At 70.9% G+C, this 364-nt stretch carries 1 pseudogene; it reads left to right on the forward strand.

The annotated features are described in order from the left end of the window. Window positions 1-364: pseudogene (locus tag GRI89_RS00110) on the forward strand (TrbI/VirB10 family protein); the annotation flags it as partial.

The following is a 364-nucleotide window of genomic DNA, read 5'->3' on the forward strand; positions in this document are numbered from 1 at the left end:
CCGGCGTGGCGATCGTCGCGGTGCTCGGCATGGCCACCTTGTGGGGCATGAATTCGGCGCGGGTCGAGGAAGGGCAACCGCGTGCCGCGCAGCAGGCCGTGCCCGTCCCCCAACCTGCCGTCGTTCCCGGAACTCCGGGCCCGCAAGCCGTGCCGGCGCCACCGCCCCCGACGGCGCAGCTTGCCGACCCGGCACCTTCGCCCGTTTTCGCGAGCGAGCCGCAAGCCGTGACCGGACCGGCAACCAACCCCTACAACACGCCCACGGTTGTCTTCGACGCCAGCTCGCTTCCGCCTGAAATTTCGGGCGTCGAAGGCGTCGCGGGCACCGGAAACAGCGCCAGCGATTTCGCCAGCAGGATCGG

The organism is Croceibacterium salegens (assembly GCF_009827435.1).
In the GTDB taxonomy this organism is placed as follows: Bacteria; Pseudomonadota; Alphaproteobacteria; order Sphingomonadales; family Sphingomonadaceae; genus Croceibacterium_B; species Croceibacterium_B salegens.